The following is a 22,475-nucleotide window of genomic DNA, read 5'->3' as shown; positions in this document are numbered from 1 at the left end:
GACGCGCACCGGGAAGGTGCGGGACCGCAGGTAGTCGGCGAGGAAGTCGCGGTGCTCCTCGCACGCGGCCCAGATCTTCACGCGGTCGGCGGAGTGGATCCGGGGGTTGCGCCAGTTCACCCGCCACGCTGCCGTGTTGGAGCAGCCGGCTCGGGAGCAGACCGGGGTCGAGCCCGGTTCGGTGTGCAGGTCGAAGGTCGCGCCCATCAGCGGGGTCCCCACATCTTCGAGCGGTCGCCGTTGCGCTGCCACTCGTCCTGCGCGTGCTGAGCCTGCTGCCGGAGGCGGTCCTGCTCGTCGCGGTAGGCCTGGGCCCGGTCCTCTTCCTGCTGCTCGCGGAGGCCGGGGTCGACGGCGTCGTAGAGCTGCATCGCACCGGCGGGCGAGATCATGTCGCTCTCGGTCCGGCTGCCGGCGTTCGCGACGATCACGGCGACCCAGGGGATCACGGCGGCGAGGACGATCGGCACGACGGCGATCCAGGAGTGCCAGATGGAGTAGACGAGCACGGCCACGACGAAGAGGACGACGCGGATGGCCATCTGCCACACGTAGCGGGACAGGCGGTGCGCCCGGTCCAGCTCCGGCGAATCCGGGAGCGTGGTGATGCTCGTGTGCGTGCTCTTCATACAGATGGTCTCCGTCTACCCGTGGTCCAGCCTAAGCCTCCGGGGCCGATCGTGGGTGCGCCGCGCGCGAACGGGCTGCGGTGCTGGCTCCGCTACGCTCGTCCGGGCGTGTCCGCCGACCCGTCGGCACGACACGACCGCACACCACCACCGAACGGAGCGACCATGAGCACCCCCCGTACCGTCCTGATCACCGGCGGAAACCGCGGCATCGGCCACGCCCTCGCCGAGCGTTTCGTCGCCGCCGGGCACCGCGTCGCGGTCACGTCGCGCAGCGGACAGGGCGGACCCGAAGGGGCCCTCACCGTGCAGGCCGACATCACCGACACGGCCTCGGTGGACGCCGCCTTCACGCAGGTCGAGGCCGAGCTCGGACCGATCGAGGTGCTCGTGGCCAACGCCGGTATCACGAACGACCAGCTGCTGCTCCGCATGTCCGAGGACGACTTCACGAGCGTCGTCGACACCAACCTGACCGGCACGTTCCGGGTCGTGAAGCGCGCCACCAAGGGCATGATGAAGGCCAAGTTCGGCCGCATCGTGCTCATGTCGAGCGTCGTCGGCGCCTACGGCCAGATCGGCCAGGTCAACTACGCGTCGTCGAAGGCCGCCCTGGTCGGCATGGCCCGGTCGATCACCCGTGAGCTCGGCTCGCGCGGAATCACCGCCAACGTCGTCGCGCCCGGGTTCATCCAGACCGACATGACGGCCGCGCTGTCCGACGAGCTGCAGACCGAGTTCAAGAAGGCGATCCCGGCGGCCCGGTACGGCACGGTCGACGACGTCGCCGACGCCACGCTGTTCCTGGCGAGCGACGGGGCCGGCTACGTCTCCGGCGCGATCATCCCGGTCGACGGCGGCCTCGGCATGGGCCACTAGCCAGCGCCTGCGCGTCGTTTCGTGCTCAGCGACAGTTCACGGGTGCTCGCGCGCGTGACGTGTCGCTGAGCGCGAAGAACCGGACGGTCCGCTCAGCCGCGCAGGCCGAGCGTCGCGAGCACAGCGGACAGGTCGCGGTCCACGACGGCGACGTCCGCCTGCTCCCGCACGCGCGGCTTCGCGTCGAACGCCACCGACAGGGCGGCGACGCGCATCATCTCGAGGTCGTTCGCCCCGTCGCCGATCGCGACGGTGCGGACCGCGTCCACGCCGTCGGCCTCGGCCCACTCGCGCAGGGCGACGGCCTTGGCGTGCGCGTCCACGACGTCGCCGAGCACACGTCCCGTCAGCACGCCGTCAGCGACCTCGAGCCGGTTCGCGCGGCAGTGGTCGAGACCGAGTCGCTCGGCGAACGGGTCGAGGACCTCGTGGAACCCGCCGGACACGACACCGACGGTCCCACCGGCGGCGTGCACGCCGCGGACGAGTTGGTCGGCACCCCGCGTCACGCGGACCGCCTGCTGTGCGCGTCGGAAGACGTCGACCGGGAGGCCCGCAAGGGTCGCGACTCGCTCCCGGAGGCTCTCGGCGAAGTCGATCTCCCCGCGCATGGCGCGCTCCGTGATCGCCGCGACCTGTGGCCGGGTCCCGGCGGTGTCGGCGAGGAGTTCGATCACCTCGTCCTCGAGGAGGGTGGAATCGGCATCGAGGACGACGAGGAAGCGGGGCACGGACCAACGGTACCGACAGACGGAGGCACGGCCCGCGTCCGAGACGCGAGCCGTGCCTCCTGACCGTCCGTTCGTCGGTGTCGACGTAACCGGCCGACGCTACGCGTCGACGCGGACGCCCTTGCCGACCACGGTGATGCCGGACTCGGTCACGGTGAAGCCGCGGGCCTCGTCGGCCTCACGGTCGATGCCGACCTGCGCACCCGGCGCGATGACGACGTCCTTGTCCAGGATCGCCCGGTTCACGACCGAACCGGCGCCGATCGTCGCCCGCTCGAACACGATCGAGTCGAGGACCTTCGCGCCGGAGTCGATCCCGCACCACGGGCCGATCATGCTGCGTTCGACCTGTGCGCCCGACACCAGGCATCCGAGCGACACGAGCGAGTCGACCGTCGAGCCGGTGTTGCCGTTGGCGTCCCGCACGAACTTCGCCGGCGGCAGGTTCGTCTGCTGGTTGAAGATCGGCCAGTCCTGGTTGTACAGGTTGAACACCGGCACCGGGGCGATGAGGTCCATGTGGGCGTCGAAGAACGAGTCGATCGTCCCCACGTCGCGCCAGTAGTACTTGTCACGGTCGGTGGACCCGGGGACCTCGTTGCGCTGCAGGTCGTAGACCCCGGCGTCGCCGCGGTCCACGAAGTCGGGGACGATGTCGCCGCCCATGTCGTGCGCGGACGACTCGACCTGGCCGTCGCGGAGCACCGCGTCGACGAGGGCGTCCGCGTTGAACACGTAGTTGCCCATCGAGGCGAGGACCTCGCCAGGGGAGTCAGCGAGCCCGACCGGGTTCTTCGGCTTCTCGAGGAAGGCGTCGATCTTCGTCGGGTCGTCGGCGTCCACCTGGATGACGCCGAACTGGTCGGCGAGCTCGATGGGCTGACGGATCGCCGCGACGGTGGCGCTGCGACCCGAGGCGATGTGCGCCTCGACCATCTGGTGGAAGTCCATCCGGTACACGTGGTCGGCGCCGACCACGACGACGATGTCGGGACGCTCGTCGCGGAGCAGGTTGAGCGACTGCAGGATCGCGTCGGCCGAGCCGGCGAACCAGCGCTTGCCGAGTCGCTGCTGCGCGGGGACCGACGCCACGTAGGACCCGAGCAGGCCCTCCATGCGCCAGGTCTCGGCGACGTGCCGGTCGAGACTGTGCGACTTGTACTGGGTGAGGACGACGATCTTCTGCAGACCGGAGTTCACCAGGTTCGACAGCGCGAAGTCGATGAGACGGAAGTTCCCGCCGAACGGGACTGCGGGCTTCGCCCGGTCGGCCGTGAGCGGCATGAGCCGTTTCCCCTCGCCGCCAGCGAGCACGATGCCGAAGACCTTCTTTGGTGCCATGCCGCCCACAGTAGGCGTCAGCACTGGGAACCGGTTACCTTGAACCCGTGCGAGTCGATCTACTGACCAGGGAGTATCCGCCGGAGGTCTACGGCGGAGCGGGTGTCCACGTGGCCGAACTGACTGCTGCGTTGCGGTCGGGGACCGACACCGACGTCCGGGTCCGGGCCTTCGGGGCCTTCCGCGACGAAGCCGACGTCTGGGGGTACCGCACGCCGGCCGGCCTCGAACAGGCGAACGGTGCACTGCAGGCGCTCGGCACCGACGTGGCCATCGCCGCCGACGTCGAGGGCGCCGATCTCGTGCACTCGCACACCTGGTACGCGAACTCGGCGGGCCGGATCGCGCAGTTGACCTACGGGATCCCCCACGTCGTCACGGCGCACAGCCTCGAGCCGCTCCGCCCGTGGAAGGCCGAGCAGCTCGGCGGCGGCTACCGCCTGTCGAGCTGGATGGAACGCGAGGCGTTCGAGAACGCCGACGGTGTCATCGCGGTGTCGAAGGCCATGCGCGCCGACATCCTGCGCTCGTACCCGTCGATCGACCCGTCGAAGGTGCACGTCGTCTACAACGGCATCGACATCGACGCCTGGAAGCCGCAGGTCGACGAGGACGCCGTCCGCGCCCTCGGCATCGACCCGTCGCGCCCCAGCGTCGTCTTCGTCGGTCGCATCACCCGGCAGAAGGGACTGCCCTACCTGCTCCGCGCCGTGGCGTCGCTCCCCGAGGACGTCCAGATCGTGCTGTGCGCCGGTGCCCCGGACACCCCGGAGATCCTCGCCGAGGTCACCGGGCTGGTCGAGGGCCTGCGTGAGCAGCGCGAGGGCGTCGTCTGGATCGACCGGATGCTCGCGCACGAGGAGATCGTGAACGTGCTGTCCTCGGGCACGGTGTTCGTGTGCCCGTCGATCTACGAACCGCTCGGCATCGTGAACCTCGAGGCCATGGCGTGCGGCATCCCCGTCGTCGGCACCGGCACCGGGGGCATCCCCGAGGTCGTCGCGGACGGCTTCACCGGTCGCATCGTGCCGATCGACCAGGCGCAGGACGGCACGGGCACCCCGACCGACCCCGACAAGTACGTGGCGGACCTGGCCGCGACCCTCAACGAGGTGCTCGCCGACGAGGGGCTCGCGAAGCTCATGGGCCGCGCCGGACGCCTGCGCGTCGAGTCCGAGTTCACCTGGGACGCGATCGCCACGAGGACACGGCAGGTCTACGACGAGGTGCTCGGCCGGACCCCGTAGGCTGGTCGCATGCCCTCGGTCGTGCGCTTGTCAGACGTCTCCGTGGTCCGCAACGGGGCCACCATCCTCGACTCGATCTCGTGGGGGGTGCAGGACGACGAACGCTGGGTCGTGCTCGGCGCGAACGGCGCCGGCAAGACCACGCTGCTGCAGGTCGCCGGTGCCCAGACGTTCCCGACCTCGGGTGACGTCGAGGTGCTCGGCACCGAGCTGGGCGGCGCCGACCTGTTCGAGCTCCGCCCGCGCATCGGCTTCGCGTCGACCGCCCTGGCCCGTCGCATCCCGGTGACCGAGAAGGTCATCGACGTCGTGCTGACGGCCGCGTACTCGGTCACGGGTCGCTGGAACGAGGAGTACGAGGAGCTCGACGTCCGCCGTGCCCAGCGCGTGCTCGAGGAGTGGGGCCTGGGGTCGTTCACCGACCGCACCTTCGGCGAGCTGAGCGACGGCGAGCAGAAGCGCGTCCAGATCGCCCGCGCCGTGATGACCGACCCGGAGATCCTGTTCCTGGACGAACCGGCCGCCTCGCTCGACCTCGGCGCCCGTGAGAGCCTCGTCCGCACCCTCGGCGGCTACGCCCAGAGCGCCGACTCGCCAGCCATCGTGATCGTGACCCACCACGTCGAGGAGATCCCCGCCGGGTTCACCCACGCGCTGGTGCTCGCCGACGGCCACGTCCAGGCCGCCGGGCCCATCGACGAGGTCCTGACCGACCAGACCCTGACCGAGGCGTTCGGCATCGCGCTGTCCGTCACGAAGGACGCCGGTCGGTACACGGCGCGCGCGTCCTAGCGCTGCGATCGCGCCGTCCGTCTGGTAACGTTGACGGCTGGCGCAAGCCGATGACTTCCCGCGCATCTCGCGCAATCCCACCACCGCTACCGCTATCGAGGAAACTCCATGAAGACCGACACCCACCCCGAGTACCGCGCCATCGTCTTCCGTGACCTGGCCTCCGGTGAGACCTTCCTGACGCGTTCGACCGCGAACAGCGACAAGACGATCGAGCTCGACGGTGCCACCTACCCGGTGATCGACGTCGAGATCTCGTCCGCCTCGCACCCGTTCTACACGGGCAAGCAGCGCATCCTCGACTCGGCCGGTCGCGTCGAGAAGTTCAACCAGCGCTTCAAGGGCTTCTCCAAGTAAGCAGCCCCACAGCACGTCGGAACGGGCGGTCCTCCTTCGGGAGGACCGCCCGTTCTGCGTCGTGCGGCCGGTGCGCGGGTCAGGCGCCGTTGCGGTGCGGCCAGCGACCGTCGGCGGTGAAGGACGGGTCGCGCTTCTTGCGCATGTACTCCTGGAACGAGGTCGCCTGCTCGGCGCACCACCCGACCTGCTTGCGGTGGAGCTCTTCCGCCGAGATGCCGAGCTCGTCCTGGTACTTGCCGGCGATGGCCTGGGCGACGCGACCGGCCGCGATGGCGTCGGCACCGGCGTCGTGCGCGTCGTCGAGGGTGACGCCGTACAGCTCGGACGCCGCCTCGAGCGTGCGCTTGCCCTTGCGGAAGGTGTCGAGTGCCTTGTCGATCACGAGCGGGTCGACGACGTTGCCGATGACGGGGGAGGCGAACCCGTGCCGCTTTGCCTCGCGGTCGAGGACCGTCAGGTCGTACGGGGCGTTGTAGATCACCAGCGGGATGCCGCGGGCGAACACCGCCTCGATCGCGGCGATGATCTCGGCGACGACCTCGGCCGCGGGACGCCCCTCGGCCTGGGCGCGCTCGGTGGTGTAGCCGTGCACGGCCGCGGCGCCCTCGGGGATCGCGATGCCCGGGTCGGCGATCCACGCGCCCTCGGCGATGGAGGCACCCGTCATGTCGATGAGGCCGACGTGCGCCGTGACGATCCGCGCCGTCTCGACGTCGACACCGGTGGTCTCGAGGTCGAAGACGCCGAGGGCGTGCCACCAGGGGCGTCCGGAGAGGTCCTGCGCCGGGACGGGCGTGTCGAGCTGTGCTGTCGGATCCAGCTGTGCTGTGGGGAACGTCACGCGGTCAGGCTAACGGGACGCACCGACACGACCGGTGCTACCCGACCGGCGCGCCGACGTGCAGCCAGTAGAACGACTGCGTCCCGAGGGTCAGCGTGACGGTGCCGTCCTCGTCGAACGCGGGGAACGAACCGCCGCCGAACAGGTCGTAGAGCGGCCGACCGGCGAACTCGGGAGCCGAGACCGTGACCGACGTCGGGTTCGTGGCGAACGAGAACACGCACAGCACGTCCTCCGCCGACGGCCCGAACTGCTGGCCGGAGCCCTCCCACGAGCGCACGAACGCGAGCACCGACTCGTTCGAGGTCTCCTGCACGTGCAGGGTCCCGAGCCCGAAGACCGGGTGGGCCTTCCGCACGTGGATGACGTTGCGCACCCAGTGCAGCAGGGAGCGGGACTGGGCGAGCTGCGCCTCGACGTTGACCTGCGCGTAGTTGTACACGAGCGACTGCACCACGGGCAGGTAGAGCTTGCCCGGGTCTGCCGTGGAGAACCCGGCGTTTCGGTCGGGGGTCCACTGCATCGGCGTGCGGGACGAGTCGCGGTCGGGCAGCCAGATGTTGTCGCCCATCCCGATCTCGTCGCCGTAGTACAGGAACGGCGAGCCCGGCAGCGAGAACAGCAGCGCGTGGATGAGTTCGAGTTCGGCTCGCGAGTTGTCGAGCAGGGGAGCGAGCCGGCGCCGGATGCCGATGTTCGAGCGCATCCGGGGGTCGTAGCCGTACCAGCCGTACATGGCCTGCCGGTACTCCTCGCTGACCATCTCGAGCGTGAGCTCGTCGTGGTTGCGGAGGAACACGCCCCAGGCTGCCGCGGACGGTACGTCGAGCGTCTCGGACAGGATCGCCGACAGCTCCTTGGCGTGCTGGGCACGGAGCGAGTAGAAGATACGGGGCATCACCGGGAAGTCGAACGCCATGTGGCACTCGGGCTCCTCGTCGGTGCCGAAGAAGGCGGCGGTCTCGCGCGGCCACTGGTTCGCCTCGGCGAGCAGGACACGGCCGGGGTACTCGTCGTCCACCATCGCGCGCATCTTCTTGATGAACTCGTGGGTCTCCGGTTCGCCCTCGCCGTTGCCCTCTTCCGACTCGAACAGGTACGGGATCGCGTCGAGCCGCAGACCGTCGACACCGAGGTCGAGCCAGTGCCGCACGACGTCGTACACGGCCTCGACCACCGCGGGGTTCTCGAAGTTCAGGTCGGGCTGGTGCGAGAAGAACCGGTGGAAGAAGAACTGCCGGCGGACCGGGTCGAACGTCCAGTTCGACTCCTCGGTGTCGACGAAGATGACCCGGATGTTCGGGTACTCCTCGTCGGTGTCCCGCCAGACGTAGAAGTCACCGAAGGGGCCGTCGGGGTCCTCGCGCGACTGCTGGAACCACTCGTGCTGGTCGCTGGTGTGGTTGATCACCATGTCGATGACGATGCGCATGTTGCGCTCGTGCGACTTCGTGACGAGCTCGCGGAAGTCGTCGAGCGTGCCGAACTCCGGCAGGATCGCCTTGTAGTCGGCGATGTCGTACCCGCCGTCGCGCATCGGCGACTGGAAGAACGGCGGCAGCCACAGGGCGTCGACGCCGAGCCACTGCAGGTAGTCGAGCTTGCCGATCACGCCCTGCAGGTCACCGATCCCGTCGCCGTTCGAATCGACGAACGAGCGGATCATGCACTCGTAGAAGACCGAGCGCTTGTACCACTGCGGGTCGAGCGTCAGGCCGGGCAGCTGGATCGGGGCTGTGAAGGTCACCGTGCTCCTCGTCGTCATCGACGGGCCGGTCGACGGCCCGCCCCGGACACGATAGGCGCGCGATGCTGCGGGTGTCCGGGGTTTCGTGCGGTTGTCTTCGTAGACTGGCGCCGATGCAACCGCCCGTGCTCTCCCCGTACCAGTCGCTCATGGCCGCCACACCGGTGGTCCACCGGTCCGTGCAGGTCGACGGCCGCACCACGCACTACTGGGAGTACGGGCCGTCCGACTCGACGCAGACCGTCCTGGCGGTGCACGGGTTCCGCGGCGACCACCACGGCCTCGAGACGATCGCCGCGCACCTGCAGGACGTCCGCGTGATCGTCCCCGACCTGCCCGGCTTCGGCGTGTCCGACCCGCTGCCGGTGTCCGACATCGAGTCGTACGTCGGCTGGCTGCGCGCGTTCCACGAGGCGCTCGGGCTCGGCCGCGACGCCGTCGTCCTCGGCCACTCGTTCGGGTCGATCGTGGTGTCCGCCACCGTGGCCGCCGGGCTCGACACCCGGCTGCTCGTCCTCGTGAACCCGATCGCCGCGCCGGCGCTGCAGGGGCCCCGCGCGGTGGGCACCGGGATCGCGATCGGCTACTACAGGGCCGGCGCGGTGCTGCCGAAGCCGATCGGGCTCGGGATCCTGCGGAACGCCGCCATCGTCCGCGTGATGAGCATCGCGATGCTCAAGTCGCACGACCGCGGGATGCGCCGCTGGGTGCACGACCAGCACGACCGGTACTTCTCGGCCTTCGCGAACCGCACGAGCGTGCTCGAGGCGTTCCGCACCTCGGTCACCCACGACGTGTCCGAGTACGCGGACCGCATCGACGTGCCGGTGCTGATGATCGCCGCGGAGCACGACGACATCACGGCCGTCCCCCAGCAACGCGCCCTGGCCGCCCGCCTGCGCGATGCCGAAGTCGTGGTCATCCCCGGGGTCGGGCACCTGGTGCACTACGAGACACCGGCGCCGGCCGCTGCGGCGGTGCTGCGCCGGATGGCGGACACGGCCGCGCGCCCTGGACGGGGCCGCGGCACCAAGGCGGGCCGATCGTCGGGCGCGGGACGGGCCTCCCGGACGACCGCGACGAAGACGACGACGAGCGACGCGAAGGAGACCGACGCGTGACGCGCCTGCGGATCGGCCTCGATTGCCGCTACGTCCGGATCGGCCGCCACGACGGCATCAGCCGGTTCACCGCCGGGGTCGCCTGGAACCTGCCCGACCGGCACGACGTCGTGCTGCTCGTCCACGACGAGCGCCAGCTCGAGTCCCTGCCGCGCGACCTGCCGTGGGAGCTGCTGCCGGCGCCCACCGACGCGGGGGAGCCGCTCGTCGCACGACGGGTGAACCGGCTCGGCCTCGACGCGGTGTTCTCGCCGATGCAGACGATGGGCTCGCGGGGGCGCGACTACGCGCTCGTGCTCACACTGCACGACCTGATCTACTACCGGAACCGGACGCCTCCGCGCGAGTTCTCGTGGCCGCTCCGGCTCGGGTGGCGCGCGTTCCACCTGTCGTGGGTGCCGCAGCGCGTCCTGCTGAACGGCGCCGACGGGGTGGTCACGGTGTCCGAGACCACCGCGGGGCTCATCGCCGAGCACCGGCTGACGAAGCGTCCCGTGACGGTGGCGTACAACGCTGCCGACCCGGCGGCTCCGCGTGCGGCGGGTGCGCCGCGGGAGCGCTCGCTCGTCTACATGGGGTCGTTCATGCCGTACAAGAACGTCGAGACGCTGGCGGCCGCGCTGCCGCTGCTCGGAGCGGACTGGACCCTGCACTGCATGTCGCGGGTGTCCGACGCCGACCGCGCACGGATCGAGGGGCTCGCGCCGACCGGCTCGATCGTGTTCCACGACGGTGCGACCGACGAGGAGTACCTGTCGGTGCTCCGATCCGCCACGGCCCTGGCGACGGCGTCGTACGACGAGGGCTTCGGCATCCCGCTGGTCGAGGCGATGGGCGTCGGGACCCCGGTCGTCGTGAGCGACATCCCGATCTTCCGCGAGATCGGGGGCGATGCGGCCGAGTACTTCGACCCGGCGTCGCCGTCGGCGGTGGCGGCTGCGGTGCGGCGGGTCGAGGAGCGGTGGGACGAGGCGTCGGCGCAGTCGGTCGAGCGGGCCGCGCGGTTCCGGTGGCAGGACTCGGCGGAGCAGGTCGTGCGGGCGGTCGAGCGGGCCGTGGCCGACCGGCGCGCGCGGTAGCGGGGCGCGGGGGCGGGGGGCGCGTCGGTCGATGCGATACGACATGGTCGACGTCGTACGACATCGGATTCGTCGTTCCGCGTCGGCCACACGACCGGCGACCGCTACTTCGCCGCGACCACCTCGACGCTCGCCCCGGGGAACACCTTGTGCGTCTCCTCGGTCACCCGCGCCACGATCGGCGGGACGGCGGCCCCTCGCCCCGGGGTCTCGACGACGATCGACTGGTCGGCGGCGCGGTCCGACGGCGTGCCACCGCGTTCCCACGAGCAGCGGACGGCCGTGACCCCGCCGATGTGGTCGAGCGTGTCCGCCAGCACCAGGCGCTTCGCGGTCACCGTGCGCGAGTCGGAGACACCCACCTCGAGGGTGCCGAGGTCGGCGATCGCGACGACCCGGACGCCGTTGCCACCGGCCGAGTCGGTCGCGCGGCTCAGCGTCTCGACCAGGTCGGTGCGCGCGGCAGGGTCGAGCGACGGGTCGGCCGTGATCGTCGCGGTGGCGTCGTAGCTCGCGAAGCCGGTCTTCTCGGCCGGGTGGTGGCGGACCTCGGTGACGCCCGGCACGTCGGCGAGCCGGTCGTCGAGGCGGTCGAGTGCCAGGTCCGGCCGGGGGAACACGCCGCCGATGCCGGTCTGCACGCTGCCGATGATGGTACCGAGCACGAGGGCGATCACCCCGGCGACGACGACGGTGCTGCCGCCGATGACGAGCCAGGTGCGTGCCCGTTGCCCGATCGTGCGGGTCTGCACGCTGGCGGTCTCGGGGCCGAAGGCACGGTCGAGGTCGTCGTCCTGCTGGTCAGTGGCTTGCCAGCCACCCGGGTCGGTTCCGTCGGTCACCATGTCGCCCCCTGGTTCGGGTGCGTCGGAGCCTAGTCGCAGGACGGCCGCGCCGCCCGCTCAGCCCCGGCGTTCCAGCGGGTTCTGGTAGTCGAACGCGTACCGCCCGGGCCCGTCCGAGACGTCGTCGATCGGGTCGTCGAACCGGACGAGCTCCGCGTGGAAGCGTTCGGGGTCCCAGCGGAACGAGTGGATCGAGCCGTTGCGGATCGGAGTGGCGTGCCGGTCGGCGGTACCGGGCGCCGCCTCGTTGACCACGCTCCGGATCACCGCGCCGTGGGTGGCGACGACCACGACCCCGCCGTCGAAGCGCACCGCGATCTCACCGAGCGTCTCCGTGATGCGGGCGAGCAGCGCGGACCGGGACTCGCGGCCCGGGATGTCGTCGTGCGGGTACTCCGCCGTGACCTCGGTGTCGGTGAGCCCCTCGGCTTCGCCGTAGGACCGTTCGGCCAGCCCGGCGTACGTCACGGGTGCCGCGAGCCCGAGCCGGTCGGCGATGATCGCCCCGGTCTCGGCGGCACGGGACAGCGGCGAGGCGACGACGGCGTCGAACTGCCGGCGGGTGAGCAGTTCGGCGGCCTCGGCGGCCTGTCGCCGTCCGGTGTCGTTGAGCGGGATGTCGGTGGAACCCTGGATGCGGCGCTGCGCGTTCCAGTCGGTCTCACCGTGCCGGACCAGGTACAGGAGCGTCGTCACCCGTCGATCATCCCAGACGCCGCGGGACCGGCTGCCGCGGGACCGGCTGCCGGGCGACCCGACCCCAGCCGCTCGGCCAGGTGCACCAGCGTCTCGGTCGTCCCGCCGTCGAGCTTCACGGCGGCACGGCGGTCGCTGCGGGTCGCACCGCGGTTCACGATGACCACCGGGTTCTTGCGGCGGGCAGCGTGGTCGACGAGCCGCACGCCGGAGTTCACCGTCAGCGACGACCCCACCACGAGCAGCGCCTCGGCGTCGGCGACGATCGACACCGCCTCGTGGAACTTCTCGGTGGGCACGAACTCGCCGAAGAAGACGACGTCGGGCTTGAGCATCCCGCCGCACACCGAGCAGTCCGGCACCACGAAGCGCTCGACGTCGGTGATCTCGACGTCGCCGTCGGGCTGCAGCTGCACCGAGCCGGGCTCGTCGATCCACGGGTTGGCGCGGTCGATGGTCGTGGCGAGGTCGGCGCGCGAGAACACCTGCCCGCACGTCAGGCAGAGGGCGCGGTCCATCGACCCGTGGATCTCGACCACGCGCCGGGATCCGGCGCGCAGGTGCAGGCCGTCGACGTTCTGCGTGATGACGCCCGTGACGACACCGGCGTCCTCGAGGGCGGCGAGCGCCCGGTGCCCCTCGTTCGGTCGGGCGGCGGCGAAGCTCCGCCAGCCGAGGTGCGAGCCGGCCCAGTACCGCTGCCGTTTGGCGGCGTCGGCGCGGAACTCCTGGAAGGTCATCGGCTTGCGCACGACCCGCCCGGCGCCGCGGTAGTCGGGGATGCCGGAGTCGGTGCTCAGGCCGGCTCCGGAGAGCACGGCGACGCGCTTGCCGGCGAGCACCTCGAGCACGCGGTCGAGGTCCGCCGCGGTCGGCAGACCGGTCGGCTGACCGGTCGTCGCCCCGGTGGGCGGTCCGGTCGTCGACGCAGCATCATCCAGCACCCTGTTCACGGTACCCTCAACAGCCGACCGTCCCGGTCGCTTCCCCTTCGGCGAGACGCGGCGAGACACCGGCTGGCCCACCACCTGCACCACACCGAAACGAGCCCCGTGCACCCCGTCCGCATCGACTCCCTCGACGACCCCCGCCTCGACGACTTCGCCCGTCTGACCGACGTGGCGCTCCGCCGGGTGAGCGAACCGGAGGGCGGCCTGTACATCGCCGAGTCGAACACGGTCATCGAGCGCGCGGTCCGTGCCGGGCACACCCCGCGGAGCATCCTGGTGCAGGAGAAGTGGCTCGACAGCGTGCTGCCCCTGGTCGCCGACCACGACGGTCCGGTCTTCGTGGGCCCGGACGCCCTGCTGGAGGAGCTCACCGGTTTCCGCATGCACCGTGGCGCGATCGCCGCCGTGCAGCGCCCCGAGCTGCCGACGGTCGCCGACGTGGTGCGGGACGCGAAGCTCGTCGTCGTGCTCGAGGACATCGTCGACCACACGAACGTCGGTGCCGTCTTCCGCAGCGTCGCCGGCCTGGGCGCGGACGCGGTCCTCGTGAGCCCGCGCTGCGCCGACCCGCTGTACCGCCGGAGCGTCCGGGTGAGCATGGGCACGGTCCTGCAGATCCCGTGGACCCGCATCGGCGAGTGGCCGGCGGCGGGCGAGGAACTGCGCGCGCAGGGCTTCCACCTCGCCGCGATGGCGCTCACCGACGAGTCGGTCGACCTCGCTGAGTTCACCCGGGACGTCCCCGGCAAGGTCGCGCTCGTAATGGGTACCGAGGGGCAGGGGCTGACGCCCGCCGCGATCGCGTCGGCGGACACCACGGTGCGGATCCCGATGGCGCACGGTGTCGACTCGCTCAACATCGCCGCGGCGAGCGCCGTCGGACTGTGGGCGGTCACCCAGGCCCAGCGGCTCGCTTCCTAGCCACGCCACGGGCGGACCGGGAGGCCCGACTCGCCTCAGTGCTGCAGCATCCGTCCGGCGCGGATCACCAGGGCACGGTCGGTGCCCGGTTCCCCGACCAGGCACACGCCGACGGGGGCTCCGTCGACGGTGAGCGCCGGTGCGCTGACCGCCGGTGTGCCGCCGACGCTCGCGAGGCTCGTCATCGCCGTCGTCGCGGTCCGGGTGCGTTCGAGTGCCGCCGTGTCGGCGGCGATGAGCGGTGCCGGCCCGGGGACCGTCGGGAACAGCAGGGTCCGGCCGGCGAGGGCCGTGCGGATCGTCGCCCGGACGCCGTCGAGTCGCGCGACGGCGTCGGCGGTGGCTGCGGGGTCGTTCGCCCGGGCTGCGGCGAACCGGTCGCCGACGACGGCGCTCAGGCCGCCGGGGTGGGCGTCGATCCAGGCACCGTGGGCGGCGACGGCCTCGGCGGCCTGCACGAGGCGCAGCAGTTCACGCAGGTCGTCGAGGGGCGGGATCCCGAGGTCGGCGAGCCGCACGGTGCCGATCGGGTGGCCGTGCCCTGCGACGAACGCGGTGAAGGCCTCGGCGACGGCCGGCTCGACGAGGTCCAGGAGCTCGGCGGGGACGAAGAGCTCCGGCTCCGCAGGAGCGACCGGATCCGACGGCACCGTGGCGTCGAGCGCCGCGAGCAGGACGTCGGCGCTCCGGGTGAGCCACCCCACCGTGTCGAACGACGGCGCGAGGGGGAGCAGTCCCTGCCGGGAGACCGCGCCGTGGGTCGTCCGGAGGCCCCAGAGTCCCTGGTACGAGGCGGGGACCCGCACCGATCCCGCGGTGTCCGTGCCGATCCCGATCTCGGCCGTGCCGAGACGGACGGCCGATGCGGATCCGCTGGACGAGCCTCCTGGCAGTCGGGTCGGGACCGCCCCGTTGGGCGGGGTGCCGTGGTGTTCGTTGCGTCCGGTCAGGTTGTAGGCGAACTCGTCGGTGCGCGCGATGCCGCGGATCGCGGCGCCGGCGTCGAGGAGCGCCGCGACGGCCGCTGCCGGCGTCGCCTGGACGGGGGACTCGCGCAGGTAGGTCGGGTTGCCGGCGCCGACGGGCTGGCCGGGGACGGCGTAGAGGTCCTTCACCGCGACGGTGAGCCCGTCGAGCGGTCCGGACGCGGTGGGGGCGACGAGCGGGTCGCCGACGGCGCGCCAGACGGTGGTGTCGAAGGCCTTCGGGCGGCCGGTGACGTGGGCTGCCTCGATGCGCCAGCGCGGACCGGCGTCGCCGTGGTCGCTGTTGCTGTTGCTGTTGCTGTTGCTGTTGCTGTTGGTGTCGCTGTCGCGTCGCCACAGCTGCGTCTGGAGGCCCTGCCCGCCCGCCGCGAACTCGGACACCGACACGACGAGGGCGAGTCCCTCGGCCAGGGGGCGGACCTCGACGCGCGTCAGCGACCGGGTCTGGACCCCACCCCGTGCCCCGCGGAACGCGCTGATCGCGTCGTGCCCGACGAGCAGGCCGCGGTCGTCACCGCGCATCGTGCCGGGGGCGTCGACGAATGCGGCGTCGAGCGCGTCGAGGTCGTTCGCGGCGAGGGCGGCCTCGTACGCGTCGAGCGCGTCGAGCAAGCCCTCCGGTGCCGCGGTGCTGGTCTCGTGCGTGCTCGTCTCGTGCGGGCTCATCGTGCGGGCTCCTCGAAGTCGGCCTTGCGGATGCGGGCGTGCGCGCCGGTGACCAGGTCGACCACCTGCGAGATGTTGAAGTCCGTCGCCGCCGACAGGTAGGCGTACGCCAGGTGCGGCTCCATGCCCCAGCGGGCGCCGAGGATCGCGACCGCGTGCCGGACACAGGCGCGGACGGCCTCGTCGAGGTCCGGGTCCATGCCCGTCGGCACGAGGAACTCGTGGGTCTCGACGAGCGGCCAGACCAGGTCGCCGAACTGCTGCGCTGCCTCGGCGGCGGGTGTCACGTCGAACCGGACGGTCGCGCGGAGCGACGCCTCCATCGCGGTGAGCGCGACCTCGCCGTCCCCCTGCGCGAAGTGCGGGTCACCGACGTACGCGAGCACCCCGGGGACCAGGACCGGCAGGTGCAGCTGCGCGCCGACCTGCAGCAGGTTCACGTCGACGTTGCCGCCGTGCCGGCCCGGCGGCACCGAGTGCAGCCGCTCGCCGGGGGTGGCGACGCCCATGATCCCGAGGAAGGGGGCGAGCGGGAAGTGCGCGAAGCGGTCGCGGGCGCCGGTCAGGGGGATGCGGCCCCGCTGACCCGCGGCCGTCTCGACCAGGTCGGCGAAGACGCTGACCGTGGTGCCGTCGACCGGGTACTCGCCGTGCAGGGCGCCGCGGCCGTGCCGGTTCGACACGACGCCGTAGTGCACCCGTGGCAGTGTCTCGAGCACCGTCATGGTCAGGACGTCGCCCGGCTCGGCGCCCGCGATGGCGATCGGACCGGAGACCACGTGCGGGCCGTCGGTGGCAGGGTCCCGGTGGCCGCTCCTGGCGATCGCGACGGCGTCGTCGAGGACGTGCTCCGCGGCGACGCCGTGCGACGCGAAGTACGCGCGGGGGTCACTGCCCTGGTCGGGCAGGATCCCCTCGTGGCTGACGGTGTCGATCGTGACGTCCTCACCGGACGCGATCGTGATGACCGGGCGGTCGTCGGCGTTCGGCAGCCGACCCCACAGGACCGTGTCCGGGTCGACGGGCAGGTACCGGGCCGACCGGATCGGGCCGGCGCCGGGCTGCAGGGTCGGGATCGCGGGGGTGTGTGTGGTCATCATCGGTCGGCCTTCCGTTCGACGAGGTGGGCGACGTCGGCGAGGTGGGCGGTCATCGCGTCACGGGCGCCGTCCTCGTCGTGCCGTCGGATGCAGTCGAGGATCCGTTCGTGCCAGACGAACGACGAGCGGCGACCTTCGCTGGTGCTGTGCGACCGGGCACGGACGTCCTGCACCCACCCGCTGCTGAGCTCGCACAGGGACACCAGCAACGGGTTGCCGGAGGTGCGCGCGACCTGCACGTGGAAGGCGACGTCCTGTGCCAGCGACTCCTCGGGACTGAGTCCCGCGTGCGTGGCGGCGAGGATGCGTTCGAGGGCGAGCAGGTCCGCTTCGCCGGCACGGACGGCGGCGAGACCGGCGACCCGGGGCTCGACCACCGTGCGGAACTCGGCGACGTGCTCGGCCCGCCGCGCCAGGTCGTCGCCGTGCGCTGCGCCCGTCTGCTGTTCGAGCAGGGCGGTCGCCTCCTCGGAGCGCGGCAGCACGACGGTGCCACGGCCGGGTGTCCGGGAGACGAGCCTGCGGCGCTCGAGCTCCTGCATGGCCTCACGCACCGTGGTGCGGGACACGGCGAGGTCCTCGGCCAGGGTCCGTTCCGGCGGGAGCTTGTCGCCGGGTGCGAGGTCCTCGAGCACCAGGCGGGCCAGGTGCGCGGCGGTCGCGGCGCTCAGGGTGCGGCCTCTCTGCATGGACAGGAGCCTAGGGTCCCTTGGTCCGCTTGGTTCATTGGTACGACCAACTTTTACACGCTCGTCACACGTGGCGTCCGAGTCGGAAACACGGCGGGCGAAGGGTGGGTCACGTCCGACCCATCCGATCCGAGGAAGACCCCACCATGGACCTGATCCTGCGCACGGCCCGCCTGACCGACGGCCGCCTGGTCGACGTCCACGTCGCCGACGGCACGATCGTCCGGGTCGCCGAAGCGGGCACAGAGGTCGCCGAAGCGGGCACGGAGGTCGCCGAAGCGGGCACGGAGGTCGAGCCGACCGAGGCGGCGCGCGTCGTGGACTGTGCCGGTCGCGTCGTGATCCCCGGGCTCATCGAGTCCCACCTGCACGTCGACAAGGCACTGCTCGACCGTGAACGACCGAACCCCGACGGCACCCTCGCCGGTGCGATCGCGGTGACGGGGGAACTCAAACGCGGCTTCACCCACGACTCCGTCCGTGACCGCGCCCGGACCCTGCTCGACCAGGCGATCGCCAACGGCACGACACTCGTCCGGGCGCACCCCGACGTCGACCCCGTCGTCGGACTGACCGGCGTCGAGGTGCTCCTCGCCCTGCGCGACGAGTACCGCGACGCCCTGGACCTGCAGATCGTCGCGTTCCCGCAGGAGGGGATCGCGAAGGCGCCGGGCACGCTCGCCCTGCTCCGCCAGGCGCTCGCCGCCGGGGCCGACGTGATCGGTGGCTGCACCTACAACGAGGCGACCCTGGCCGCATGCCACGAGCACGTCGAGACCGTCCTCGACCTCGCCGAGGAGTTCGACGTGCCGGCCGACCTGCACGCCGACTTCGCCGACGACACGTCCGACCCGCGGTTCGCCCTCGCCGGGCACATCGCCGACCGTGTCGCCGCTCGCGGGCTGCGGGACCGGGTCGCCCTCGGACACGTGACCTCGCTCGCCAGTCTGCCCCCGGTCTCGCGCAGCGCCGTGCTCGCGAAACTCGCCGCAGCGGGTGTCGCGGTGGTGCCGCTGCCCGCCACGGACCTGCACCTCGGCGGTCGCTCGGACGACCGGGACGTCCGCCGAGGGGTCGTCCCGGTGCGCGAGCTCTGGGACGCCGGCGTCACGAGCGCCTACTCGTCGAACAACGTCCGCAACGCGTTCACGCCGTTCGGCAACGCGGACCTGCTCGACATCGGGTTGCTGCTCGCGCAGGTGGGGCACCTGTCCGGCCCGGCCGACCTCGGGCGCGTGCTCGAGATGGCCACGTCGTCCGCGGCCCGCGTCGTCGGGGTCTCCGACACCCACGGCATCCGGCCCGGAGCCGCCGCCGACCTCGTCGTCCTGTCGACGACCGACCCCGCGGGCGTCCTGCTCGACCGCCCCGACCGGAACCTCGTGGTCAAGCGCGGCCGCGTCGTCGCGGAGACCACCAGGACCACCCGACTCACTACCGGACCCACCACTCGATCGAAGGAGCTCACCCATGCGTGAACGGATCCCGCACGAGATCGTCGCCTCGGTCCTCGCCGGCACCACGGCGTTCATCGGCGGCAACGCGCTGCACCTGCCCACCTGGGCGATCTTCATCAGCTGGGCGGGGATGTTCCTGCTCGGGGCGAAGCCCACGCTCCGGAACGCCACCCGGCTCTGGGCGGCGATGCCGATCGGGTCCGCCTTCGGCCTCGTGATCGTGCTGCTCGACCAGCGGTTCGGCACGGTGCTCGGCGAGGGGCAGGCCGCGCAGAACACCGTGCTCGCGCTGCTCATCCTGGTCGTCAACTGCGCGCTGATGTACACGGGTCGGACGCGGCTGTTCGGGCTCGTGCCCGGCATGTTCCTCGGGTTCGCGTCCTTCTTCGCCACGTGCTTCGGCGGCTTCGGGTTCGATCCGGGCAACGCGTGGGCGGCATGGGCGTCGGTCGTCGTGATGAACGCGCTCGGTCCGGCGTTCGCGTACCTGTCCCGGCGGCTGACGTTCGCGCGGCCGACCCAGCCCGGCGCGACGACGGACACGCCCACGACGACCCCCGCCGTCGAGCAGCCGGTCGCAGCCAGGGTCTAGGCACCGACCGGTACGCTCGGTTCCCGTGTCACGAGTCGTCCGTCGCCCCCGCTCCGCCGTCCGGAGGCCCGTGACGATCTCCGTCGTCGCGGTCCTGGTGCTCGTCGCCGGGTACCTCGTGGCCGCCGCCGTCGTGCCGTTCGGTCCGGCGAGCGCCGCGACCACCACGTACTCGGCCCCGACGTCGAGCGTGCCGGCGCTGAGCTTCCCCGGCTACGGCGCCACCGCGGTCGAGGCCACCGACTTCCCGGAGAGCCTGCGCACCAGCGGTGACACGAAGCCCCGGTCGATCGCGAGCATCACCAAGATCGTCACGGCGCTCGTGGTCCTCGACGAGAAGCCGATGGCGGCGGGGGAGTCCGGCCCGGCGATCACCTTCACGCCGAAGATGGAGTCGCTCTACGCCAAGTACGCGGCGATGAACGGCGAGGTCGCGCCGATGCCCGCCGGCCTGAAGCTCACCGAGCACCAGGCGTTCCAGGTGATGCTCATGAAGTCGGCGAACAACTACGCCGGCGCCCTCGCCATCTGGGCCTTCGGGTCGATCGCCGAGTACGAGCAGGCGGCGACGAAGTGGCTCGAGGAGCACGACCTCGACGACACCACGATCCACGAGCCGACCGGTCTCGACCCGCAGAACACCTCGACCGCGACCGACCTGGTCGACCTCGGGCAGCTCGCCCTCGCGAACCCGGTGGTAAAGGAGATCGTCGGCACCAAGGACGTCACGATCCCGACGGTCGGCGAGATCGAGAACTCGAACAAACTGCTCGGCCTGGACGGCATCGAGGGCATCAAGACCGGCACCCTCGACGAGGCCGGCGCCTGCCTGCTGTTCGCGGCGACGTACGAGCGCGGCGGCCGTGACGTGACGGTCATCGGCGTGATGCTCGGCGGTGTCGACCACGACTCGCTCGACGTCGACGTGCAACGGCTGCTCCGGTCGGTCGCGGACAACTTCCAGGTCGTGCCCCTGACCCACGCCGGCCAGACCTTCGGCACGTTCTCCACCCCCTGGCAGGACGAGGCCGACGCGGTCACCGCGAAGGCGGCCGAGGTCCTGGTCTGGGGCAAGACGAAGGTCCGGGCGAAGGCGCACCTCGACGAGGTCACCCTCGGGACGAAGGGCGAGCGGGTCGGGAAGGTCCGCTTCACGGTCACGAACCACGACCCGGTGTCGGTGCCGCTCGTGCTCGAGCGGACGATCGACGACCCCGGCGTCTGGTGGCGCTGGACGAACCCGTTCCAGGGCTGACGGTGCTCGCGCGCTGACGCGCACCACCCGGAGTCCGTACTGTCGGACGGGTGACGACGACGAAGACGTTCCCCCGGACCACCCCCTCCGCCCTCGACATCGACGCCCGCGGTGTGCTCGCGTTCGTCGACGCCCTCGAGTCGACCCCCGGTGTCGAGCCGCACAGCCTGATGCTGCTCCGCCACGGCCAGGTCGCTGCCGAGGGGTGGTGGCAGCCGTACGCAGCCGACCGGGTGCACCTGCTCTACTCGCTCAGCAAGAGCTTCACCGCAGCGGCGGTCGGCATCGCGGTGCGCGAGGGATTGATCGACCTCGACGCGACCGCACTGTCGTACTTCCCCGAGCTCGACGACGAGATCACGGACGAAGGCAGCCGCCGCATCCGGGTCCGGCACCTGCTCGCGATGGCGAGCGGGCACCGCGAGGACGCCATCGACCGGGCTCGTGAGGCCGACCGCATGGACGTCGTGCGTGGCTTCCTGCTCCTGCCGCCGGACGAGGAGCCCGGCTCGCTCTTCACCTACAACCAGCCGTGCACGTACACGCTCGCCGCGATCGTCCGGCGGGTCAGCGGCGGTTCGCTGGTCGACTACCTGCGTCCCCGGCTGCTCGACCCGCTCGGCATCGACGACCTCGCCTGGCGCCGCGACGAGTCCGGCGGCGAGCTCGGCTTCAGTGGCTGCTACACCACGACGTCGGCGGTCGCCGCGCTCGGGCAGCTGTACCTGCAGCGCGGCGTCTGGGAGGGCGAGCGGATCCTCGACGAGGACTGGGTCGCGGCCGCCACGCGCAAGCAGATCGACAACCTCGACGAGGAGAACCCGGACTGGTCGCAGGGCTACGGCTTCCAGTTCTGGATGGCCCGCCACGGCTTCCGCGGCGACGGCGCCTACGGCCAGTTCTGCGTCGTCCTGCCGGAGCACGACGTCGTCCTCGCGATCACGGGACAGAGCCTCGACATGCAGGCGGTCCTCGACGCGGCCTGGCAGCACCTGCTGCCCGCCGTCGACCGGCCGTCCGACACGGGTGCGGACACCGTCCTGGAGGCCCGGCTCGCCTCCCTGGGGCTGCCCGCGGTGAGTGGCGCCGCGGTCCCCGAGCACGTGGCCGGTCGTGCACTCCGCGTGCTGCCCGGTGCGGCGCTCGACGCCGTGGGCTTCGACCGCGGGGCCCACGGGATCCGGCTGACCGTGTCGGCCGACGGAGCGTCGGCGTCGGTGCCGGTCGGCGAGGGGGAGTGGGCCGTCGAGGGTGCCCTCGCAGCGAGCGCCGCGACCCAGCCGGACGGCGCCGTGCTCGTCGCGCTCCGTTTCGTGGAGACACCGCACCTGCTGCACCTGCGCGTCGACCTCGACGCGGGCACGGTCGGGACGACGTGGGAGACCGAACCGCTGCACGACGGCGCGCTGACGCTGCACCGGCCCGCCGACTGACCTCTGCCGACCACAGGGTGCGCACGTCGCGGTTCGCGCCCCCGTGCCGTCATCGCGCCCTGGGGAGTCGGGGCGCGATGACCGTGGTGGGGTGCGGCCGGGGAGGCGTGCGGACTCG

The 22,475-nt window shown here is 71.7% G+C and carries 22 protein-coding genes and 1 pseudogene; 11 read left to right on the top strand and 12 right to left on the bottom strand.

The genetic code is table 11. The annotated features are described in order from the left end of the window. A pseudogene (locus EDF51_RS02970) lies at positions 1-207 on the bottom strand (hypothetical protein); the annotation flags it as partial. Next, positions 207-629 (bottom strand): DUF3099 domain-containing protein, encoded by a 423-nt coding sequence (locus EDF51_RS02965; RefSeq protein WP_123294380.1) that lies wholly within the window; start codon positions 627-629, stop codon positions 207-209. The gene EDF51_RS02965 and the pseudogene EDF51_RS02970, both read right to left, overlap by 1 nt. A 165-nt stretch (positions 630-794) precedes the next feature. Here EDF51_RS02965 and fabG point away from each other — a divergent pair, with 165 nt between their 5' ends. Then, entirely contained in the window at positions 795-1,508 is a 714-nt protein-coding gene (gene fabG, locus EDF51_RS02960; RefSeq protein WP_131880190.1) for a 3-oxoacyl-ACP reductase FabG, read from the top strand. Positions 1,509-1,600: 92 nt separating this feature from the next. Here the strand turns inward: fabG and serB are convergent, their stop codons facing one another. Next, a complete protein-coding gene (serB, locus tag EDF51_RS02955; protein ID WP_131880188.1) occupies positions 1,601-2,239 on the bottom strand; it encodes a phosphoserine phosphatase SerB in 639 nt (212 codons plus the stop codon). Positions 2,240-2,338: 99 nt separating this feature from the next. Continuing rightward, positions 2,339-3,580: a glucose-1-phosphate adenylyltransferase gene (glgC, locus tag EDF51_RS02950; protein WP_123294454.1), complete on the bottom strand. Its 1,242-nt coding sequence runs from the start codon at positions 3,578-3,580 to the stop codon at positions 2,339-2,341. Between the two features lie 47 nt (positions 3,581-3,627). Between glgC and glgA the strand changes: the two genes are divergently transcribed. From glgA to EDF51_RS02935, 3 genes are all read left to right on the top strand, one after another. Continuing rightward, the gene (gene glgA / locus EDF51_RS02945; RefSeq protein WP_131880186.1) at positions 3,628-4,827 is read left to right on the top strand and encodes a glycogen synthase; all 1,200 of its coding nucleotides are present in this window, start codon (positions 3,628-3,630) and stop codon (positions 4,825-4,827) included. A gap of 9 nt (positions 4,828-4,836) precedes the next feature. Beyond that, complete coding sequence (locus EDF51_RS02940; protein WP_111083979.1) at positions 4,837-5,619, top strand: ABC transporter ATP-binding protein; 783 nt, start codon at positions 4,837-4,839, stop codon at positions 5,617-5,619. A gap of 108 nt (positions 5,620-5,727) precedes the next feature. After that, positions 5,728-5,976 (top strand): type B 50S ribosomal protein L31, encoded by a 249-nt coding sequence (locus EDF51_RS02935; protein ID WP_017887280.1) that lies wholly within the window; start codon positions 5,728-5,730, stop codon positions 5,974-5,976. A 79-nt stretch (positions 5,977-6,055) separates the two neighbouring features. On the opposite strand, the gene EDF51_RS02930 is transcribed toward EDF51_RS02935, so the two are convergent. After that, a complete protein-coding gene (locus EDF51_RS02930; protein ID WP_243648775.1) occupies positions 6,056-6,820 on the bottom strand; it encodes a 3'-5' exonuclease in 765 nt (254 codons plus the stop codon). Between the two features lie 37 nt (positions 6,821-6,857). After that, positions 6,858-8,567 (bottom strand): maltose alpha-D-glucosyltransferase, encoded by a 1,710-nt coding sequence (gene treS, locus EDF51_RS02925; protein WP_111084171.1) that lies wholly within the window; start codon positions 8,565-8,567, stop codon positions 6,858-6,860. A gap of 113 nt (positions 8,568-8,680) precedes the next feature. Here treS and EDF51_RS02920 point away from each other — a divergent pair, with 113 nt between their 5' ends. Together EDF51_RS02920 and EDF51_RS02915 are read left to right on the top strand one after the other, a co-directional pair. Further along, positions 8,681-9,688 carry an alpha/beta hydrolase gene (locus EDF51_RS02920; protein ID WP_131880184.1) on the top strand — a complete coding sequence of 336 codons (1,008 nt, stop codon included), beginning with the start codon at positions 8,681-8,683 and terminating at the stop codon, positions 9,686-9,688. Between the two features lie 5 nt (positions 9,689-9,693). Then, a complete protein-coding gene (locus EDF51_RS02915) occupies positions 9,694-10,767 on the top strand; it encodes a glycosyltransferase (protein ID WP_131880245.1) in 1,074 nt (357 codons plus the stop codon). 104 nt (positions 10,768-10,871) lie between these two features. On the opposite strand, the gene EDF51_RS02910 is transcribed toward EDF51_RS02915, so the two are convergent. From EDF51_RS02910 to EDF51_RS02900, 3 genes are read right to left on the bottom strand one after another with little or no spacing between them, the layout of a single operon-like run. Continuing rightward, positions 10,872-11,612, bottom strand: a complete 741-nt coding sequence (locus EDF51_RS02910) for a hypothetical protein (RefSeq protein ID WP_131880182.1) — start codon at positions 11,610-11,612, stop codon at positions 10,872-10,874. A gap of 57 nt (positions 11,613-11,669) precedes the next feature. Next, a complete protein-coding gene (locus EDF51_RS02905) occupies positions 11,670-12,308 on the bottom strand; it encodes a histidine phosphatase family protein (RefSeq protein ID WP_133936603.1) in 639 nt (212 codons plus the stop codon). Further along, the gene (locus tag EDF51_RS02900) at positions 12,305-13,186 is read right to left on the bottom strand and encodes a Sir2 family NAD-dependent protein deacetylase (RefSeq protein ID WP_166673177.1); all 882 of its coding nucleotides are present in this window, start codon (positions 13,184-13,186) and stop codon (positions 12,305-12,307) included. Before EDF51_RS02900 ends, EDF51_RS02905 begins: the two co-directional genes overlap by 4 nt. 174 nt (positions 13,187-13,360) lie before the next feature. On the opposite strand from EDF51_RS02900, the gene EDF51_RS02895 reads away from it, so the two are divergent. Then, on the top strand, positions 13,361-14,179 hold the full coding sequence (locus EDF51_RS02895) for an RNA methyltransferase (RefSeq protein ID WP_131847417.1): 819 nt from the start codon (positions 13,361-13,363) through the stop codon (positions 14,177-14,179). A 35-nt stretch (positions 14,180-14,214) separates the two neighbouring features. Here the strand turns inward: EDF51_RS02895 and EDF51_RS02890 are convergent, their stop codons facing one another. Genes EDF51_RS02890 through EDF51_RS02880 form a run of 3 tightly spaced genes read right to left on the bottom strand, consistent with a single transcriptional unit; the run spans position 14,215 to position 17,620 of the window. Next, on the bottom strand, positions 14,215-15,831 hold the full coding sequence (locus EDF51_RS02890; RefSeq protein WP_134193791.1) for an AtzH-like domain-containing protein: 1,617 nt from the start codon (positions 15,829-15,831) through the stop codon (positions 14,215-14,217). Then, positions 15,828-16,928, bottom strand: coding sequence for an acetamidase/formamidase family protein (locus tag EDF51_RS02885; protein ID WP_131880174.1), 1,101 nt, complete (start codon positions 16,926-16,928; stop codon positions 15,828-15,830). Before EDF51_RS02885 ends, EDF51_RS02890 begins: the two co-directional genes overlap by 4 nt. Beyond that, positions 16,928-17,620 carry a FadR/GntR family transcriptional regulator gene (locus EDF51_RS02880; protein ID WP_123294389.1) on the bottom strand — a complete coding sequence of 231 codons (693 nt, stop codon included), beginning with the start codon at positions 17,618-17,620 and terminating at the stop codon, positions 16,928-16,930. Before EDF51_RS02880 ends, EDF51_RS02885 begins: the two co-directional genes overlap by 1 nt. Positions 17,621-17,766: 146 nt before the next feature. Between EDF51_RS02880 and EDF51_RS02875 the strand changes: the two genes are divergently transcribed. From EDF51_RS02875 to EDF51_RS02860, 4 genes are read left to right on the top strand one after another with little or no spacing between them, the layout of a single operon-like run. After that, positions 17,767-19,098, top strand: a complete 1,332-nt coding sequence (locus tag EDF51_RS02875; protein ID WP_123937879.1) for an amidohydrolase family protein — start codon at positions 17,767-17,769, stop codon at positions 19,096-19,098. Beyond that, the gene (locus EDF51_RS02870; protein WP_243648776.1) at positions 19,091-19,669 is read left to right on the top strand and encodes a DUF1097 domain-containing protein; all 579 of its coding nucleotides are present in this window, start codon (positions 19,091-19,093) and stop codon (positions 19,667-19,669) included. Before EDF51_RS02875 ends, EDF51_RS02870 begins: the two co-directional genes overlap by 8 nt. A gap of 25 nt (positions 19,670-19,694) precedes the next feature. Next, the gene (locus EDF51_RS02865) at positions 19,695-20,924 is read left to right on the top strand and encodes a D-alanyl-D-alanine carboxypeptidase (RefSeq protein WP_123294391.1); all 1,230 of its coding nucleotides are present in this window, start codon (positions 19,695-19,697) and stop codon (positions 20,922-20,924) included. A 50-nt stretch (positions 20,925-20,974) separates the two neighbouring features. Further along, complete coding sequence (locus EDF51_RS02860) at positions 20,975-22,357, top strand: serine hydrolase (RefSeq protein ID WP_131880172.1); 1,383 nt, start codon at positions 20,975-20,977, stop codon at positions 22,355-22,357. The last annotated feature ends 118 nt before the right edge of the window (positions 22,358-22,475 follow it).

The sequence above is a fragment of the Curtobacterium sp. PhB25 genome, from assembly GCF_004365375.1.
Lineage (GTDB): Bacteria > Actinomycetota > Actinomycetes > Actinomycetales > Microbacteriaceae > Curtobacterium.
The sequence above is the reverse complement of the archived record's forward strand: the minus strand, read 5'-3'. Positions and strand labels throughout refer to the sequence as shown.

Bases quoted from the DNA above. Each gene is read 5' to 3' on its own strand.
- EDF51_RS02965 (WP_123294380.1), bottom strand. From the start codon at position 629: ATGAAGAGCACGCACACGAGCATCACCACGCTCCCGGATTCGCCGGAG.
- fabG (WP_131880190.1), top strand. From the start codon at position 795: ATGAGCACCCCCCGTACCGTCCTGATCACCGGCGGAAACCGCGGCATC.
- glgC (WP_123294454.1), bottom strand. From the start codon at position 3,580: ATGGCACCAAAGAAGGTCTTCGGCATCGTGCTCGCTGGCGGCGAGGGG.
- EDF51_RS02940 (WP_111083979.1), top strand. From the start codon at position 4,837: ATGCCCTCGGTCGTGCGCTTGTCAGACGTCTCCGTGGTCCGCAACGGG.
- EDF51_RS02935 (WP_017887280.1), top strand. From the start codon at position 5,728: ATGAAGACCGACACCCACCCCGAGTACCGCGCCATCGTCTTCCGTGAC.
- EDF51_RS02920 (WP_131880184.1), top strand. From the start codon at position 8,681: ATGCAACCGCCCGTGCTCTCCCCGTACCAGTCGCTCATGGCCGCCACA.
- EDF51_RS02910 (WP_131880182.1), bottom strand. From the start codon at position 11,612: ATGGTGACCGACGGAACCGACCCGGGTGGCTGGCAAGCCACTGACCAG.
- EDF51_RS02890 (WP_134193791.1), bottom strand. From the start codon at position 15,831: ATGAGCCCGCACGAGACGAGCACGCACGAGACCAGCACCGCGGCACCG.
- EDF51_RS02885 (WP_131880174.1), bottom strand. From the start codon at position 16,928: ATGACCACACACACCCCCGCGATCCCGACCCTGCAGCCCGGCGCCGGC.
- EDF51_RS02880 (WP_123294389.1), bottom strand. From the start codon at position 17,620: ATGCAGAGAGGCCGCACCCTGAGCGCCGCGACCGCCGCGCACCTGGCC.
- EDF51_RS02875 (WP_123937879.1), top strand. From the start codon at position 17,767: ATGGACCTGATCCTGCGCACGGCCCGCCTGACCGACGGCCGCCTGGTC.
- EDF51_RS02870 (WP_243648776.1), top strand. From the start codon at position 19,091: ATGCGTGAACGGATCCCGCACGAGATCGTCGCCTCGGTCCTCGCCGGC.